Here is a 16,376-nt window from a genome sequence, read left to right as displayed (position 1 = left end):
ATCCTTACGCGGGCAGGTGGTTGATCGGGTGGTCGTCGACGGTCCACAGGTATTGCACGGCGTACGCCCGCCAGGGGCGCCATTGGGTCGCGCGTGCGGTGAGCGCGGCGGGGGTCGCCGGGAGGCCGAGCTGCTGGGCCGCCCGTCGGATGCCCAGGTCGGTGGGGAGGAAGGCGTCCGGGTCGCCGAGCGCCCGCATGGCGATCACCTCGACCGTCCACGGCCCGAAGCCGGGCAGTGCGCCCAGCTCCACGCGGGCCCGCTCCCAGTCGGTGTCCGTGCCGAGCCGCAGGGAGTCGTCGGCGAGGGCCGCTACGAGGGTGGTGAGGGTTTTGCGCCGGGTGCGCGGCAGGGCGAGCGCCTCCGGGTCGAGTGCGGCCAGCGCCTGCGGCGTGGGAAAGAGGTGGGTCAGTCCGCCCTCGGGGTCCTCGACGGGTGTGCCGTGCGCGGTGACGAGCCGGGCCGCGTGGGTGCGGGCCGCGGCCGTCGACACCTGCTGGCCCAGCACCGCCCGTACGGCGAACTCCGCGCCGTCGACGGTGCGTGGCACCCGGCGTCCGGGGGCCCGGTCGACGAGCGGGGCCAGCAGTGGATCGGCGCGCAACTGTTCGTCGACGGCGACCGGGTCGGCGTCCAGGTCCAGCAGCCACCGGCAGCGGCTGATCGCCTGGGTGAGGTCGCGCGGGTCGGTGAGCAGCAGCCGGCAGGCGATGTGGCCGGGGCGCGGGGCGAGGGAGACGATGCCGTGCCCGTGCGGGAGGGTGAGCGTGCGGCGGTAGGCGCCGTCGCGCCACTCCTCGACGCCGGGCACCGCGGTGGCGGCGAGGTGGCCGAAGAGGTTGCTGGGGTTGAGCGGGGCGCGGTACGGGAGGCGCAGAGAGATGACGCCGGGCGTCGTGGCCGGTCCGGCACCCCGGGAGGCGCGGGCCCGTAGTTCGCCGGGCGCGAGCGCGAAGACCTCGCGGACCGTGTCGTTGAAGGTACGGATCGAGGAGAAGCCGGCGGCGAACGCCACCTCGGCCATGGGGAGTCCGGTGGTCTCGATGAGCAGCCGGGCCGTCTGGGCCCGTTGCGAGCGGGCCAGCGCGAGCGGGCCCGCCCCCAGCTCGGCGAGCAGTTGGCGCTCGATCTGGCGGGCGGAGTAGCCGAGCCGTGCGGCGAGCCCCGGCACGCCCTCCCGGTCGACGACCCCGTCCGCGATGAGGCGCATGGCGCGGGCGACCGAGTCGCCCCGCGCGTTCCATTCCGGGGAACCGGGGCTGGTGTCGGGACGGCACCGCTTGCAGGCCCGGAACCCGGCCTGCTGACAGGCGGCCGCGCTGGGCAGGAAGGTCATGTTCTCGACCTTCGGCGGCACGACGGGGCAGCTGGGACGGCAGTAGATCCGGGTGGTCAGGACCGCGGTGAAGAACCATCCGTCGAAGCGGGCGTCCTTGGACTGGACGGCCCGTACGCAGCGCTCGGTGTCGGTGTGCATGGTTCAAGGATGGTGCACGGCGAAGGGCACGGCTGGCGGAAATCCGACATCAGCCTTCGCCTGCCAGGGCCTTCCCGTGCGGCCCTCCCCGCTCAGGCCGCCGGGTCGGCACGCGGCGCCGGCTCAGGCTTCCCGGAGCCGTCGCCAGACCGCCTTCGCCGCGTGGTGGCCGGACATGCCGTGCACCCCGGGTCCGGGTGGTGTGGCCGATGAGCAGAGGAAGACCGCGGGATGCGCGGTGGCGTACGGTACGCGGGCCAGTTTGGGGCGGATCAGTGTCTGGAGGCCGGAGAAGGCGCCGCACGCGATGTCACCGCCCACGTAGTTCGCGTTGCGGGCGGCGAGTTCCGGTGGTCCCGCGACGGCCCTGGCCAGGACCAGGTCGCGGAAGCCGGGTGCGAAGCGTTCCAGCTGCCGCTCGATGACCTCGGTGGCGTCGCCCGTCCAGCCCGCCGGGACATGCCCGTACACCCAGAAGACATGGCGGCCCTCGGGGGCCCTGGACGGGTCGGCGAGGGTCGGCTGAGCGGTGATCAGGAACGGGACGCTCGGATCGCGGCCGTCGACGGCGGCGCGCAGGGCACGGTCGATCTCGCCCTCGGTGGGCCCGATATGGACGGTACCGGCCCGCCGGGCGTCCTTCGCGGTCCACGGGACGGGTCCCGAGAGCGCGTAATCGATCTTGAAGGTGGAGGCTCCGTACCGATAGCCGCGGTACGCGTTGCCGAGGCCCGCGATCCGGGCGAGGGCGGTCGGCGAGGTGTCGAAGACGTAGGCGCGGGCGGGCGGCAGCTCGTCCAGGCGCTTGACCTCGGTGCCGGTACGGATGGTGCCGCCCAGTTCCCGCAGGTACGAGGCGAGGGCGTCGGAGATGGCCTGCGAGCCGCCGCGCGGCACCGGCCAGCCGTTCTCGTGGGCGGCGAGCGCGAAGACGAGGGCGATGGCGCCGGTGGCGAATCCGCTGGTGGGAGCGATGGCGTGGGCGGCGAGCCCGGCGAGGAGACCACGCGCCTTGGGGTCCCGGAACCGCCGGGCGATCCAGCTGGCCGGCTGGAGCCCGACCAGGCCGAAGCGGGCGAGGCGGTACGGATCGCTGGGCAGCCCGTCCCAGGGGGTGCGCAGGAAGTCGGCGGCGAGGGTGTCCCAGTGCCCGAGGTGGGGCGTGACGAGGCGGCGGTAGGCGCCCGCGTCCCGCACCCCGAGCGACATCGCGCTCTCCCCCACCGACTGGGTGAGCACGGCGGCGGACCCGTCGGGGAAGGGGTGGGCGAGCGACAGTTCGGGCTGGAGCCACTCCAGACCGTGGCGGTCCAGCGGCATGCCCTGGAAGGCGGGTGACCCTATGCCCAGCGGATGCACGGCCGAGCACGGGTCGTGGCGGAAGCCGGGGAGGGTGAGCTCTTCGGTACGGGCCCCGCCGCCGATGGTGTCAGCGGCCTCGAACACCTCCACCGAGAAGCCGCGGCGGGCCAACTCGGCCGCGGCGGTCAGTCCGTTGGGCCCCGCCCCCACGACGACTGCATCGAGCATCGACGGCACCTTGGGACTCCTTGTCAGCCGGTGGCCAGGACGCCCAGGATATTCGGGGCCGCCGACGGCGTGGGCCTGGGTGGCCATCCGCCGGGCCGCGAGATGCCGCGGCGCCGGTCAGACCCCGGTGCGCAGCGCGGCGAGGACGCGGTCCTTCGTGGTCTCGTCGCGGGCCGCCGTGAAGGGCAGGTCGTTGCCGCCGGTGATCCGGAAGGTGGCTCCGGAGAGCGTGGCCTGCACGCCGCCCGCCTCGGTGACCAGGAGGAGGCCCGCCGCGTGGTCCCAGGCGAACTCCCAGTTGAACGCGACCGCGTCCTGGGCGCCGCAGGCGACCGCGAGGTATTCGAGCCCCGCGGACCCGCAGGGGCGGGCGTCGATGCCTTCGGTGCGCAGCCCCAGCAGGGCGCGCTTCTGGGCGTCTGACGTGTAGTCGGGGTGGGACATCGCCACCTTCAGGACGGCGCCGGGCGCGGGCGAGCCCGCGTGCAGCGGCTTGCCGTTGAGGGTGGCGCCCCGGCCGCGTACCGCGATCGCCATCTCCCCCAGGGCCGCGGCGTACGTCCACGAGGCGAGGACCTGTCCGTGGTGGGCCAGGGCCACCAGGGTGCAGAAGCCGGGTTCGCCGTGGACGAACTGCCGGGTCCCGTCGACCGGGTCGACGATCCATACGGGTGCTTCGCCGCCCAGGGCGTCGTACACCCGGGGGTCGGCGTGGACGGCCTCCTCGCCGACGACGACCGAGCCGGGGAGCAGCCGGGTCAGGGACTCGGTCAGGTGCTCCTCGGCGAGGCGGTCGGCGGTCGTGACCAGGTCGTGCGGGCCGCTCTTCTCGATGATCTCGTGGCTGGCGAGCTGCTGGTAGCGCGGCATGATCTCGGCGGCGGCCGCTGCGCGGACCGCCGCCTCGACCTGGTTCAGGTGCCCGGCGTTCCCGGCGTTCTCGGCGAGAAAGTCATCGATCATGACTCCAGCTAAGCACGGTCCGCCGGGGACGGGTCGGGCGGGCGGTCAGCGGCCGACCGCGTACCCCTGCATGCCGCGCGGGTTGGCCGCGGCCGACAGCACTCCGGTCCGCGGGTCGCGGGCGACGGCGCACATCCGGCCCTCGGACCACGGGTCACCGACCGTGACGTCGTGGCCCCGGCGGCGCAGCTCCGCGACGGTCTCCGGGTCCATGCCCGCCTCGACGGTGACGCTGCCGGGGCGCATGCCGCGGGGGAAGAAGGAGCCGGGGAAGCTGTCGTTGTGCCAGTTCGGGGCGTCGATGGCGCCCTGGAGGTCGAGGCCGCCCCGGACCTCGGCGCGCAGGGCGACGGCGAGGAAGAAGTGCACCTGCCACTGGTCCTGCTGGTCGCCGCCGGGCGTGCCGAACGCCATGACGGGTACGCCGTAGCGCAGGGCGAGGGACGGGGTGAGGGTGGTGCGGGGGCGGCGGCCGGGGGTGAGGGAGTTCGGCAGGCCCTCGTCGAGCCAGGCCATCTGGAGGCGGGTGCCGAGCGGGAAGCCCAGCTCGGGCACGACCGGGTTGGACTGGAGCCAGCCGCCGCTGGGAGTGGCGGAGACCATGTTGCCCCAGCGGTCGACGACGTCGACGTGGCAGGTGTCGCCGCGGGTCGCGCCGTCCTTCGCGACGGTCGGTTCGCCGGCACCGGCCGCCGGGATGCCCATGGCGTCGAAGCCGGATTCGCCGGAGGCGACTGCGTGGGCGTGCGCGCTGAGGACGGGGGTGCGGCCGCCGGGGCTGCCGGGCCGCAGCTCGTGCGAGGCGGTTCCGGTGATGAGGGCACGGCGCGCGGCGTTGTAGGGCTCGGAGAGCAGGGTGTCCAGGGGGACGTCGGCGGCGTCGCCGTACCACGCCTCCCGGTCGGCCATGGCGAGCTTGCAGCCCTCGATGAGCAGGTGCACGTAGTCGGCGGAGCCGTAGGCGGGCAGTTCGGCGGGGAGCAGGGCGAGTTGCTGGAGGAAGGCGGGGCCCTGGCTCCAGCCGCCCGCCTTGGCGAGCGTCCAGCCGTTCCAGTCGTACGTGGCGGGGGCTTCGTAGGAGGCGGACCAGCCGGCCAGGTCGGCGGCGGTGAGGGTGCCGGTGTGGTGCTTGCCGCTGGTGTCCATGGTGGGGACGGCGGCCTGGCGGACGAGGGCCTCGGCGATGAAGCCCTCGCGCCAGATGGTCCGGGCCGCCTCGATCTGCGCGACGCGGTCCTCGCCACCCGCCTCCCGGGCCTCGGCCGTGAGGCGGCGCCAGGTGGCGGCGAGAGCGGGGTTGCGGAAGAGCTCGCCCGGCTTCGGTGCGGCGCCGCCGGGAAGGTAGACCTCGGCGGATGACGGCCATTGGGTCTCGAAGAGTTCGCGGACCGTCTCGACGGTCTGGCCGACCCGCTCGACGGGTGCGTGGCCGTCCTCGGCGTACCCGATCGCGTACCGCAGGACCTGCTCGACGGTCTTGGTGCCGTGGTCGCGCAGCAGCAGCATCCAGGCGTCGAACGCGCCGGGGACGGCGGCGGCGAGCGGTCCCGTGCCGGGGACGAGGTCGAGGCCGAGGGAGCGGTAGTGGGCGACGGTGGCGCCCGCCGGGGCGGGGCCCTGGCCGCACAGCACCTGTACGTCGCCGTCCCGCGGCGCCAGGATCACCGGGACCTCGCCGGCCGGGCCGTTGAGGTGCGGTTCGACGACGTGGAGGACGAATCCGGCGGCGACGGCCGCGTCGAAGGCGTTTCCGCCGTCCTCCAGGACGGCCATCGCGGACTGCGAGGCGAGCCAGTGGGTGGAGGACACCATGCCGAAGGTGCCCTGGAGGGTCGGCCGGGTGGTGAACACGGATACGGCTCCTAGGTGCGGCGTACGGGGTTCTGGCGGTCTGGGCGGATCGTGGGCGCGGGCTCAGGCAGCCGCGTCGGGGGCGGTGCCGTCGTCCGCGACGAGGTGGCAGGAGACCTGGCGTCCGCCGGGGATCTCGCGGAGGGCTGGGACCTCGGTGCGGCACCGGTCGGTGGCGAGCGGACAGCGGGTGTGGAAGCGGCAGCCCGGAGGGGGGTCGAGGGGGCTGGGCAGCTCGCCGTGCAGCACGATGCGCCGGCGGGAGCGCTGCCGGACCGGGTCGGGGACGGGTGCGGCGGAGAGCAGGGCCTGGGTGTACGGGTGCTTGGGTGCGGCGAACAGCTCGGCGGTGGGGGCCTGTTCGACGATCTGCCCGAGATACATCACGGCGATCCGGTCGGCGAGGAATTCGACGGCGGCCAGGTCATGGGTGATGAACAGGCAGCCGAAGCCGCGGTCGCGCTGGAGGTCGGCGAGGAGGTTGAGGACGGCGGCCTGGACGGAGACGTCGAGGGCCGAGGTCGGTTCGTCCGCGACGACCAGATCGGGGTCGCAGGACAGGGCGCGGGCGATGGAGATGCGCTGGCGCTGCCCGCCCGAGAGTTCGTGCGGGTGCCGGTCGGCGTGCTCGGGGCGCAGCCCGACCTGGCCGAGGAGCCTCTCGACCCGGGCCCGTACCTCTGCGCCGCGGGCCTGCCGGTTCAGCCTGATCGGCTCGGCGATGATCTGCCCGATGGTCATGCGCGGGTCCAGGGAGGACGACGGGTCCTGGAAGACCAGGTGGAAGTCCTTGCGCAGAGGGCGCAGGGCCCGGCGGGAGAGGTGCGTGATGTCGGTGCCGTTGATGCGGACGGTGCCGCCGGTGGGTTCGTCGAGGCGGACGGCGCAGCGGCCGACGGTCGTCTTGCCGCTGCCGGACTCGCCGACGAGTCCGACGACCTCGCCGCGCCCGACGGTGATCGACACCCCGTCGACGGCCCGTACGGTGGCGCCGCCGGAGGCCGCGAAGTGCCGTTCCATGGAGGCGATTTCGAGGACAGGGGGCAGAGGCTCCGTGGCGTCCCCGTCGTTCTCGCGCGGTGCGGGAACAGTCTGTGCGGTGGTCACTTTCCGGCCTCCTGGTCGGGTCGCGCGGGTGCGGTGGCTTCGTCCGCTCCGTACGGGTGCCAGCAGGCGGCCCGGTGCGAGGCGTCGGCGCCGGCCCGCCGGTCGACGGCCTTGAAGCCGGGGCGGCGGCCGGTGCAGGTGTCGTCGGCGCGGGCGCAGCGCGGGGCGAAGGTGCAGGCGTCGGGCCTGCTGTCGAGGCTCGGCACCAGGCCGGGGATCTCGGGCAGCCGTCGTTTGCCCTCGCCGCCGGGGCGCAGTACGGCGCCGAGCAGGCCCCGGGTGTACGGGTGCCTGCCGGCCGCGAACAGGTCGTGGACCGGGGCCTGTTCGACGGGACGGCCCGCGTACATCACGAGCACCCGGTCGGCGGCGTCGGCGACCACGCCGAGGTCGTGGGTGACCAGGACGATGGCGGTGCCGAGGCGTTCGCGCAGCTCCTGGAGCACTTCCAGGATGCCGGCCTGCACCGTGACGTCGAGTGCCGTCGTCGGCTCGTCGGCGATCAGGACGGCGGGGTCGCAGGCCACGGCGATGGCGATCATCACGCGCTGGCGCATGCCGCCGGAGAGCTGGTGCGGGTACTCCTCGACGCGGCGTGCGGGGGCCGGGATGCCGACGAGTGCGAGGAGTTCCACGGCGCGCGCCATGGCCTCCTTCCTGCTCAGCCCCTGGTGCCTGCGCAGCACCTCACCGATCTGCCGGCCGATGGTGAGGACCGGATTCAGTGAGGTCATCGGCTCCTGGAAGATCATCGCGATGTCCTTGCCGCGGACCTTCTGGAGCTCCTTCTCGGGCGCGCCGACGAGTTCGCGGCCACCGAGCCTGATGGACCCGCCGATGCGGGCGGCCGGCGGGAGCAGACCCATGACGGCCATCGAGGTGACGGACTTGCCGCAGCCCGACTCCCCCACCACGGCGAGCACTTCGCCGGGCGCCAGGTCGAAGGAGACGCCGTCGACGGCGTGCACGGTGCGGGTGTCGGAGCGGAAGGACACCGACAGGTCGCGCACACTCAGGACGGGCTCGCCCGCCGGACTCCGTACGGGTTCCAGGACGGTCTCGGTCATCGGGTGCCTCCGCGGGGGGCCTGCGCGGTCGTGGTCATCGGGTGCCTCCGCGGGGGTCGAGGACGTCACGCAGTCCGTCGCCGAGCAGGTTGAAGGCCAGCGTCGCCGCGACGATCGCGAGGCCGGGGAAGACGGCCAGCCAGGGTGCGGGCGCCAGGAAGGACTGGGCCCCGGAGAGCATCACGCCGAGCGAGGGGTCGGGCGGCTGGACGCCGAGGCCGAGGAAGCTGAGGAGCGCCTCGCCGATGATGGCCGCGGGGATGCCCACGGTCGCCTGGACGATCAGCGCGGAGGTGGCGTTGGGCAGGATGTGCCGGAAGAGCAGGGTGCCGTCGCCGCCGCCGTTGGCGATGGCCGCCGCGACGTAGTCGGCGTGGCGCAGTCGCAGGGTCTCGGCCCGGGTGATGCGGATGACGGCGGGGATCTGCGAGATGCCGATGGCGATGGTCGCGTTGGTGAGCGAGGGGCCGAGGATCGCGGCGAGCCCGACGGCGAGCACCAGGAACGGGAAGGCGAGCATGGTGTCGGTGAGCCGTGAGACGGCGCTGTCCGCGATCTTGCCGTAGTACCCGCCGGCCAGCCCCAGCGGTACGCCGACGAGGAAGGCCAGCACGACGGCGACGAGGCCGACCTGCATGGAGGCCCGTGCTCCGTACACGATCCGGGAGAGCTGGTCGCGGCCGAGGTCGTCGGTGCCGAGCCAGTGCGTCCGGCCCGGTTCCGCCAGGACGTTGCCGAAGTCCGGCTGGGCGGGATCGTACGGTGCGAGCAGCGGGGCGAGGAGCGCCGCGAGGACGAAGACCGCGGCGATGATCCCGCCGGTGAGGGCGAGCCGGTTACCGCGCAGGGCGCGGAGCCTTCCGCCTCCCGTGCGCCGTGGGGTGGCGGCGGGCTTGCCGGGAAGGGACGTGGTCGCTGTGGTCACCGGGCACCTCCGAGCCGGATGCGCGGGTCGATGACCGAATAGACCACGTCGACCAGCAGGTTGATGAGGATGTACGCGGCGGAGGTGCAGAGCACGACCGCCTGGAGCGTGGCGTAGTCACGGGTGAAGACGGCGTCGATCGTGAGCTTGCCGAAGCCGGGCAGGACGAAGATCTGCTCGGTGACGACCGCACCCGAGATGAGGTGGCCGAGCTGGAGGCCGAGGACGGTCACGACGGTCACGAGCGAGTTGCGCAGGGCGTGTCCGCCGATGACGGACCGCCGCGACAGGCCCTTGGCGCGTGCCGTACGGACGTAGTCGGCGGAGAGCGAGTCGAGCATCGCCGCCCGGGTCTGGCGCATCACGACGGCGGCCAGTCCGGAACCGAGCACGATCGCGGGGAGCACCATACGGCGCAGGTTGTCGACCGGGTCGGTGGCGAAGGGGACGTAACCGGAAGCGGCGAACACCGGTACGGCGATGGCGAGTCCGAGGACCAGGACGATGCCGAGCCAGAAGGTCGGAACGGAGAGGCCGATCAGCGCGATCGCGTTGGCGAGCCACTCCTCCGGCCTGCCGCGCCGTACGGCGGCGACGACTCCCGCTCCGATGCCGACGACGACCGCGAGGAGGAGGGAGAGCGCGGCGAGTTCCAGGGTGACGGGCAGGGCCTGGGCGATGGCGTCGGCGACGGGGAGCCCGGTACGGGAGGAGGTGCCCAGGTCGCCGGTGAGCGCGTGCCCGATGAACCGTCCGTACTGGACGACGACGGTGTCGTCGAGGCCGTAGCTCTCGCGGATCGCGGCGAGCGCTTCGGGGCTGCGTTCCTCGCCCGCGAGGGCGAGTGCCGGGTCGCCGGGCAGGGCCCGGATTCCGGCGAAGACGACGATGCTGACGAGGAAGAGGGTGATGAGGGACTGACGCAGCCGCGTCAGCAGGTACTTCGTCATCGGGTGTACCCCGCAGTCGTGACCCGGACCAGTCCGTCGCCGTAGACGCGGATGCCCGCGACGTCCTTCGTGGCGACGACGTAGTTCTTCTGCCGGTAGAGGTAGATCATGGCGTGCGCGTCCTGGACCCGGCGGGTGAGTTCGTCGTAGATCCCGGTGCGCCGGGCCGGGTCCGCGACGGTGCGGCCCTCGGCGATCAGCCGGTCGATCTCGGGGTCGCCGAGGCCGTACGCGTTCATGGCGCCCGCCGTCTTGAGGAAGTTGGAGACGTTGCCGTCGGGGTCGAGCCGGCCGGACCAGCCGCTGGTGAAGATGTCGTAGTTCCCGGCGTCGGTCTCCGCGAGCATGGTGGCGTACTCGGTGGGCCGCAGCGAGAGGTCGAACCCGGCCTCCTTGACCATGGCCTGGAGGACCTGGCCGACGCGCCCCTGTTCCGGGGTGGTGGAGGTCTTCAGCTCGATCTTCAGCGGGGTCTTCACCCCGGCCTCCTTCAGGAGCTTCCTCGCCTCGGCGACATCGCGCTCGGGACAGTCCCGCGGCCGCACGCCGGGGGCGATGGCGGACTGCGGGGAGATCGGTCCGCAGGCCGGTTCGTACATGCCCTGGAAGACGACCTTGTTGATCAGGTCGCGGTCGATGGCCAGCTCGAACGCCTCGCGGACCCGGACGTCCCGGGCGAGCGGCGTGTCGATCTTCCCGGGCGGCTGTCCGAGGCCCTTCACATTGCCGACGTTGATGCCGATGCCCTGGTAGCCGAGCGAGGGCGAGTTGAAGAGCTGGAGCCCCGGTTCGGTGAGGGCGCTGCGGACGTCGACGGGGCCCATCTGGTCACCGACCTGGAGGTCGCCGGAGCGCAGGTTGGCGAGGCGGACGTTGCCGTCGGGGATGGGCTTGTAGACGACTTCGTCGAGGTGGACCCGGTCGGCGTCGTAGTAGTGGGGGTCCTTCCTGAGGACGATCCGGTCGCCGCCGACCCGCTCGACGAAGGCGAAGGGGCCGACGCAGGAGGGGTGGTTGGTGAAGTTCTTCCCGTACTTCCTGAGCGCGGTCGGCGACATCACCATCCCGGCCCGGTCGGCGAGCACGCCGGTGAGCGGCACGTAGGGGTGGTCGAGCTCCATCCGCACGGTGTACGGGCCGGTGGCCCGCGCCGTGCGGACGGAGGCCAGTTCGGTGCCGCGCGCGGAGCCGGGGAGATCGCGGTGGCGCAGCAGGGAGGTGACGACCGCCCGCGCGTCCAGGGCTGTCCCGTCGCTGAAGGTCAGACCGTGCCGGATCCGCACCGTGACCGTGCGGCCGTCGGCCGAGGTGGTGGGGAGCGCGGCGGCGAGCTGCGGCACGACGGTGCCGTCCTCGTCGATGTCGTACAGCTTCTCGCACATGCCCGCGAAGACCGTGCGGCCCACGAGGGTCTGGGCGAGCGTGGGATCGAGCTTGTCGGGGTCGGAGTTGAGAGCGACGGTGAGCGTCCCGCCGTCGCGTACGGGCCGGTCGTCGGACTTCCGTACACCTCCGACCTCGGTCGCGGAGGACTGCAGCGACGCGCAGCCCGAGGTGAGGGACACCAGGGCAACCGCCGCCAGGGCAACCGCTTTTCGGCGCACGAGGGCCTACCTCCCGCAGGGGGTGATCAAGGAATATCGCAGACCGTATTTCGCATACAGTCCGCAGTGCAAGGGGGTTGCTCACATACCGGACAGGAATTTTGCTGACGATCGGACAACGGGCGCGGCGGCCCTGGGCGGCGGGGCCGGAGCCGTCCCTCAAACACGTTGAGCGCACTGCCCGCCCCGTGTTAGGACTGCGCGGGTACGCACACTGATCATGAAGACGTGGAGGCTGCCCGACATGGCGCTCGGAGAACTGGTGAAGCTGCGAGCCATGGGACCGCCTGACGCCGAGGCCCTGTGGCGGTGGAACCACGACCCGGAGGTCATGCGCTGGATGGGCGACGGCTACCCGCAGCAGCCCGAACTGACGCGCAAGTGGCTGGAGGACCGGCCCAGGAACACGTACACCGATCTGCTCTTCGGCATCGAGGTGCTGGAGAGCGGGCAGCTCATCGGCCTGATCGCCCTGCACGGCGCCGAGCCCGAGACGGGGTGCGCCGAACTCGACATCTACCTCGGCGAGAAGGAGTTTTGGGGCCGGGGCTACGCCACCGACGCCCTGCGGACGGCGTGCCGGTACGGCTTCGACAAGATGCGGCTGCACCGGATCAAGCTGACCGTGGTCACCGAGAACGAGGCGGCCCACCACATCTACCGCAAGGTGGGCTTCGTGGACGAGGGCACCCTGCGCCAGAGCTTCCGCCGCGACGGCCGGTGGTACGACCAGTACACGATGGCGATGCTGGAGGGCGAGCTCCGCTAGGGCCTGTCCTCATCCGCCGGAGCCGCCGCCCGGTCCCAGGCGGCGTCGCGGAGCAGGCGCAGGCCGTTGAGACCGACGATGACCGTTGAGCCCTCGTGGCCGAGTACGCCGAGCGGCAGGGGCAGGTGGCCGGCCAGGTCCCAGACGACCAGGCCGGAGATGAACACTCCGGCGATGACCAGGTTCTGGACGACCAGCCGGCGCGCCGCGCGGGACAGGGCCATGACGGCGGGGACGGTGGCCAGTTCGTCGCGGACGATGACGGCGTCGGCCGTCTCCAGGGCCAGGTCGGAGCCGGCACGGCCCATGGCGACACCGGTGTGGGCGGCGGCCAGGGCGGGGGCGTCGTTGACGCCGTCGCCGATGACGAGCACCTTGCGTCCGGCCGCCTCCTGTTCCCGTACGGCGGTGACCTTGTCCTGCGGCAGCAGTCCCGCGCGGATGTCGGTGATGCCGACGTCGGCGCCGAGGCGGGCCGCGGCACGCGGGTTGTCGCCGGTCAGCAGCATCGGCGTACGGCCGGTCAGGGCGGTCAGAGCCGTTACGGTGGCCGCCGCGTCCGGGCGGAGCCGGTCGGCGACGGCCAGGACGCCGACCGGGATCCCGTCGCGCCGGACGAGGACGGCGGTGCGTCCGTCGCTCTCCAGCGCGGCCGTCAGCGCGGCGGCGGACCGGGCCGGGGCGGTGTCCGGGGCGGCGGCCAGGAGGCGGGCCGGGGAGCCGACCGCCACCGTGCGGCCCTGGACGGTGGCCGTCACGCCCGCCCCGGGGGCCGAGGTGAAGTCCTCGGCCGCGGGTACGCGCAGGCGGCGGTCGCGGGCGGCCTCGACGACCGCGCGCGCCAAGGGGTGTTCGCTGGGGTGCTCGGCGGCGGCGGCCAGCGCGAGCAGGCCGTCCTCGTCGAGGCCGCTGCCGTCCAGGGGGCGGATCGCGGTGACCCGGGGGGCGCCCTCGGTCAGGGTGCCGGTCTTGTCCAGGGCGACCGCGTCCACCTGGCCCAGGCGCTCCATGACCACCGCGGATTTCACGAGCACACCATGGCGCCCCGCGTTGGCGATCGCGGACAGCAGGGGCGGCATCGTGGCCAGCACCACCGCACACGGCGAGGCGACGATCATGAAGGTCATCGCCCGCAGCAGCGCACTCGTGAGGTCGGAGCCGAAGGCCATGGGGACGAGGAATACGGCGAGGGTCGCTGCCACCATGCCGAGCGAGTAGCGCTGTTCGACCTTCTCGATGAACAGCTGGGTGGGCGCCTTCGTCCCGGACGCTTCGGCCACCATGGCCACGATCCGGGCGATCACGGAGTCGGAGGCGTCCCGCTCGACGGTGACGCGCAGCGCGCCCGTTCCGTTCAGGGTGCCGGCGAACACCTCGTCCCCGGCCTCCTTCGCGACCGGCAGGGGCTCTCCGGTGATGGTCGCCTGGTCGACCTCACCGGCACCCTCCACCACCCGTCCGTCGGCGCCGACGCGCTCACCGGGGCGGATGAGGATCGTGTCGCCGACCCGGAGGCTCCCGGTGGCGACCGTCTCCTCGCCGCCGCCCGGGATCAGCCGGGTGGCGGTGGCCGGGGCGAGGTCGAGCAGCCCGCGCACGGCGTCCTGCGTACGGGCGGTGGCCAGCGCCTCCAGAGCGCCGGAGGTCGCGAAGATGACGATCAGGAGGGCGCCGTCCATCACCTGACCGATCGACGCCGCCCCGACCGCCGCGACGATCATGAGCAGGTCGACGTCGAGGGTCCTGCTCCGGAGCGCCCGCAGCCCCTCCCAGGCCGGTTCCCAGCCCCCGGTGAGGTAGGAGAGGGCGTACAGCGGTCCCCAGATCCAGGCAGCGGCACCCGTCAGCTGCAAGGGAAGCGCGGCCAGGAACAGGACCAGAGCGGCACCCGCCCAGCGAGCCTCCGCCAGCGCGAGGACCCGTGTGCGGCGCCGCGGCGCCGTCGCGGAACCGGCCGACGCCGCCCGTTCCGGACGCTGAAGCAGGAGAGAAGGCATGACAAATCAACCCTTCACGGGCAGGGGGCCGGCGACGAGCCCACCATACAGGAACATCTGAACAGGTCTTCATGTGTTATCAGTAGGATGGACTCCATGGGTCACGGAGCCGACGACACGAACGCCGCCACCACACGCGAACGCCTGGACGCCGTAGGGACCGCCGATGTCGCCGCAACCCTCCAGGCCCTGGCCACCCCGTCCCGGCTGCGCATCCTCGCCCGCCTCCAGGAAGGCCCCTGCGCGGTCGGCGATCTGGCACAGGCCGTCGACATGGAGCCCTCCGCCTGCTCCCACCAGCTGCGACTGCTGCGCAACCTCGGCCTGGTGACGGGCGAACGCCGGGGCCGCTCGATCGTCTACGCCCTGTACGACCATCACGTGGCCGAACTCCTCGACCAGGCCCTCTTCCACGTGGAGCACCTCCGCCTGGGCCTCCAGGACGCGCCCGTGGCAGCGGAATCGGACTGATCACCGGCCACCGGACCCGGCGACGAACGTGTTTTCGAATGCCCTCGGCAAAGCCCTTTCGCATATGCGGAGTTGGGTCAGTCGGTAGGCTTCGGCCCTCATCAGCACCAACGAGGGGGGAACCTCAACGTGCGTAAGCACCTCGTCGTCGCCACTGCCATATCCACCGGCATCCTGGCCACGCTCGCCGCCGCCCCGGCGCAGGCCACCGAGTACACCTCGGCCCTGAAGATCCGCGCGGCCCAGTACGACGCGCCCGGGCGCGATTCCAACAGCTGCTCCTCGGGCAACACCCGCGCGGAATACCTGACGCTCAAGAACTACTCGTCCCGGACGACCGTCAATCTCAAGGGATACGTCGTCAAGGACGCCGCGGGCAACACGTTCACGTTCACCGCCAACCACTACCTCCAGCCCGGTGACTACATCAAGCTGCGCGGCGGGAACGGCACCGACTCCGACGCCGACAACGTCGTCTACCGCGACAACTGCAACTTCATGTGGAACAACGACAAGGACACGATCTACCTCTACAAGCCCTCCGGCAGCCGCTCGGACGTGCACGCCTACTCCAAGTCGGCGAACGACCGCGACGGCAACGGATACATCGCCTTCCACAGCTGAGCCGTCCAACGGCTCCACCGGACCCGGCCGCACACAGGCCGGGTCCGGCAGCCCGTCGCAGAAGTACGAGGACCCTCGCGGTGCGCTCTACGCGCCCGCGCCTCCCGCGAGGCCTTCGCCGACGCGGGCCGCGGTCTCCCGCAGCCAGATGTGCGCGGCGTCGTAGGGGTGCACGGGATGCCACCACAGCGCCTGGCGCAGCGGGACCGCCTCGTACGGCGGGCGCATGACGCGGACGGGGAAGACCCCGAGCAGCATCTCCGCCAGGCGCTGCTGCATCATGGCGATGCGGCGGGTGCCGGCCACCAGGTGCGGCAGCAGCTGGAAACTGTCCACGGAGACCTCGACGCGCGGCTCGATCCCGAGCATGCCCAACTGCCGTACGGCGGGGGCGTCGTAGGTGCGCTGGTACGTCACCCAGGGCAGCCGGGCCAGGTCCTCCCGGGTGAGCCGGTCACCGACCTCGGGGTGGTCGTCGGCCACCAGGAAGACCCACTCGTCCTGGTAGAGCTCCACCGCGGGCATGTCGCTGATCACCCCGTGCGGCATCAGGAGCCCGTCCGTGGTGCTGAGCAGGGTGGCGGTGTCCTCGACGACGGTGTCCGGGGTGTGGGTGAAGCGGAGCCGGATGCCGGGGGCCTCGTCGTGCACGACGCGGGCGAGTTCCGCGCCGAAGACGGCGACCGCGTAGTCGGAGGCGAGGAGCCCGAACTCGCGGTTCTCGGTGGCGGGGTCGAAGTCCGCCTGGCTGCTGAACAGGCGTTCCAGCAGGTCGCAGGCGTTGGATGTGCGGTCCAGCAGAACCTGTCCCAGCGCGGTGAGCTCGTAGTGGCCGCCGACCCGGGCGAGCAGCTCGTCGTCGAAGTGGCGGCGCAGCCGCGCGAGGGACGCGCTCATGGCGGGCTGGCTGAGACCGAGGCGCTGCCCGGCACGGGTGACGTTGCGCTCCTCCAGCAGGGCGCGGAGCGCGACGACGAGGTTGAGGTCCAGGCGGGCCAGGTTCATGCGCGGCTTCCTCCGGTCGTGCGACTCACGAACACG

Annotated in this window: 14 protein-coding genes; 3 read left to right on the top strand and 11 right to left on the bottom strand. The window is 72.6% G+C overall.

The features are described from left to right. Positions 1–4 precede the first annotated feature (4 nt). From AC07FA_RS33220 to AC07FA_RS33180, 9 genes are all read right to left on the bottom strand, one after another. Positions 5–1,477, bottom strand: coding sequence for an AlkA N-terminal domain-containing protein (locus tag AC07FA_RS33220; protein WP_479080066.1), 1,473 nt, complete (start codon positions 1,475–1,477; stop codon positions 5–7). 123 nt (positions 1,478–1,600) lie between these two features. Next, the gene (locus AC07FA_RS33215; protein WP_479080065.1) at positions 1,601–3,016 is read right to left on the bottom strand and encodes a phytoene desaturase family protein; all 1,416 of its coding nucleotides are present in this window, start codon (positions 3,014–3,016) and stop codon (positions 1,601–1,603) included. Between the two features lie 108 nt (positions 3,017–3,124). After that, a complete protein-coding gene (locus tag AC07FA_RS33210) occupies positions 3,125–3,970 on the bottom strand; it encodes an inositol monophosphatase family protein (protein ID WP_479080064.1) in 846 nt (281 codons plus the stop codon). Positions 3,971–4,015: 45 nt separating this feature from the next. Then, positions 4,016–5,821 (bottom strand): gamma-glutamyltransferase family protein, encoded by a 1,806-nt coding sequence (locus AC07FA_RS33205; RefSeq protein ID WP_479080063.1) that lies wholly within the window; start codon positions 5,819–5,821, stop codon positions 4,016–4,018. Between the two features lie 63 nt (positions 5,822–5,884). Then, entirely contained in the window at positions 5,885–6,841 is a 957-nt protein-coding gene (locus tag AC07FA_RS33200; RefSeq protein ID WP_479080083.1) for an ABC transporter ATP-binding protein, read from the bottom strand. Positions 6,842–6,924: 83 nt separating this feature from the next. Beyond that, positions 6,925–7,995, bottom strand: coding sequence for an ABC transporter ATP-binding protein (locus tag AC07FA_RS33195; RefSeq protein ID WP_479080062.1), 1,071 nt, complete (start codon positions 7,993–7,995; stop codon positions 6,925–6,927). A 34-nt stretch (positions 7,996–8,029) separates the two neighbouring features. Next, on the bottom strand, positions 8,030–8,920 hold the full coding sequence (locus AC07FA_RS33190) for an ABC transporter permease (RefSeq protein ID WP_479080061.1): 891 nt from the start codon (positions 8,918–8,920) through the stop codon (positions 8,030–8,032). Beyond that, entirely contained in the window at positions 8,917–9,870 is a 954-nt protein-coding gene (locus AC07FA_RS33185; RefSeq protein WP_479080060.1) for an ABC transporter permease, read from the bottom strand. Before AC07FA_RS33185 ends, AC07FA_RS33190 begins: the two co-directional genes overlap by 4 nt. Then, positions 9,867–11,474 (bottom strand): ABC transporter substrate-binding protein, encoded by a 1,608-nt coding sequence (locus AC07FA_RS33180; protein WP_479080059.1) that lies wholly within the window; start codon positions 11,472–11,474, stop codon positions 9,867–9,869. Before AC07FA_RS33180 ends, AC07FA_RS33185 begins: the two co-directional genes overlap by 4 nt. Positions 11,475–11,694: 220 nt before the next feature. Here AC07FA_RS33180 and AC07FA_RS33175 point away from each other — a divergent pair, with 220 nt between their 5' ends. Further along, entirely contained in the window at positions 11,695–12,243 is a 549-nt protein-coding gene (locus AC07FA_RS33175; protein ID WP_479080058.1) for a GNAT family N-acetyltransferase, read from the top strand. Here the strand turns inward: AC07FA_RS33175 and AC07FA_RS33170 are convergent. Further along, a complete protein-coding gene (locus AC07FA_RS33170) occupies positions 12,240–14,240 on the bottom strand; it encodes a heavy metal translocating P-type ATPase (RefSeq protein ID WP_479080057.1) in 2,001 nt (666 codons plus the stop codon). The two genes, AC07FA_RS33175 and AC07FA_RS33170, sit on opposite strands and share 4 nt — an antisense overlap. Positions 14,241–14,336: 96 nt before the next feature. Between AC07FA_RS33170 and AC07FA_RS33165 the strand changes: the two genes are divergently transcribed. Next, on the top strand, positions 14,337–14,711 hold the full coding sequence (locus tag AC07FA_RS33165) for an ArsR/SmtB family transcription factor (protein ID WP_479080056.1): 375 nt from the start codon (positions 14,337–14,339) through the stop codon (positions 14,709–14,711). Positions 14,712–14,840: 129 nt separating this feature from the next. Next, on the top strand, positions 14,841–15,335 hold the full coding sequence (locus tag AC07FA_RS33160; protein ID WP_479080055.1) for a lamin tail domain-containing protein: 495 nt from the start codon (positions 14,841–14,843) through the stop codon (positions 15,333–15,335). 87 nt (positions 15,336–15,422) lie between these two features. On the opposite strand, the gene AC07FA_RS33155 is transcribed toward AC07FA_RS33160, so the two are convergent. Continuing rightward, on the bottom strand, positions 15,423–16,340 hold the full coding sequence (locus AC07FA_RS33155) for a LysR family transcriptional regulator (protein ID WP_479080054.1): 918 nt from the start codon (positions 16,338–16,340) through the stop codon (positions 15,423–15,425). Positions 16,341–16,376 lie beyond the last annotated feature (36 nt).

Source organism: Streptomyces sp. NPDC045968 (genome assembly GCF_056430475.1).
This window is presented reverse-complemented; position numbering and strand designations above follow the sequence as displayed.

What these genes read in the sequence shown, in the direction of transcription:
- AC07FA_RS33170 (WP_479080057.1), bottom strand. Translation starts at nt 14,240, where the DNA reads ATGCCTTCTCTCCTGCTTCAGCGTCCGGAACGGGCGGCGTCGGCCGGT.
- AC07FA_RS33165 (WP_479080056.1), top strand. Translation starts at nt 14,337, where the DNA reads ATGGGTCACGGAGCCGACGACACGAACGCCGCCACCACACGCGAACGC.
- AC07FA_RS33210 (WP_479080064.1), bottom strand. Translation starts at nt 3,970, where the DNA reads ATGATCGATGACTTTCTCGCCGAGAACGCCGGGAACGCCGGGCACCTG.
- AC07FA_RS33195 (WP_479080062.1), bottom strand. Translation starts at nt 7,995, where the DNA reads ATGACCGAGACCGTCCTGGAACCCGTACGGAGTCCGGCGGGCGAGCCC.
- AC07FA_RS33220 (WP_479080066.1), bottom strand. Translation starts at nt 1,477, where the DNA reads ATGCACACCGACACCGAGCGCTGCGTACGGGCCGTCCAGTCCAAGGAC.
- AC07FA_RS33175 (WP_479080058.1), top strand. Translation starts at nt 11,695, where the DNA reads ATGAAGACGTGGAGGCTGCCCGACATGGCGCTCGGAGAACTGGTGAAG.
- AC07FA_RS33185 (WP_479080060.1), bottom strand. Translation starts at nt 9,870, where the DNA reads ATGACGAAGTACCTGCTGACGCGGCTGCGTCAGTCCCTCATCACCCTC.
- AC07FA_RS33200 (WP_479080083.1), bottom strand. Translation starts at nt 6,841, where the DNA reads ATGGAACGGCACTTCGCGGCCTCCGGCGGCGCCACCGTACGGGCCGTC.
- AC07FA_RS33155 (WP_479080054.1), bottom strand. Translation starts at nt 16,340, where the DNA reads ATGAACCTGGCCCGCCTGGACCTCAACCTCGTCGTCGCGCTCCGCGCC.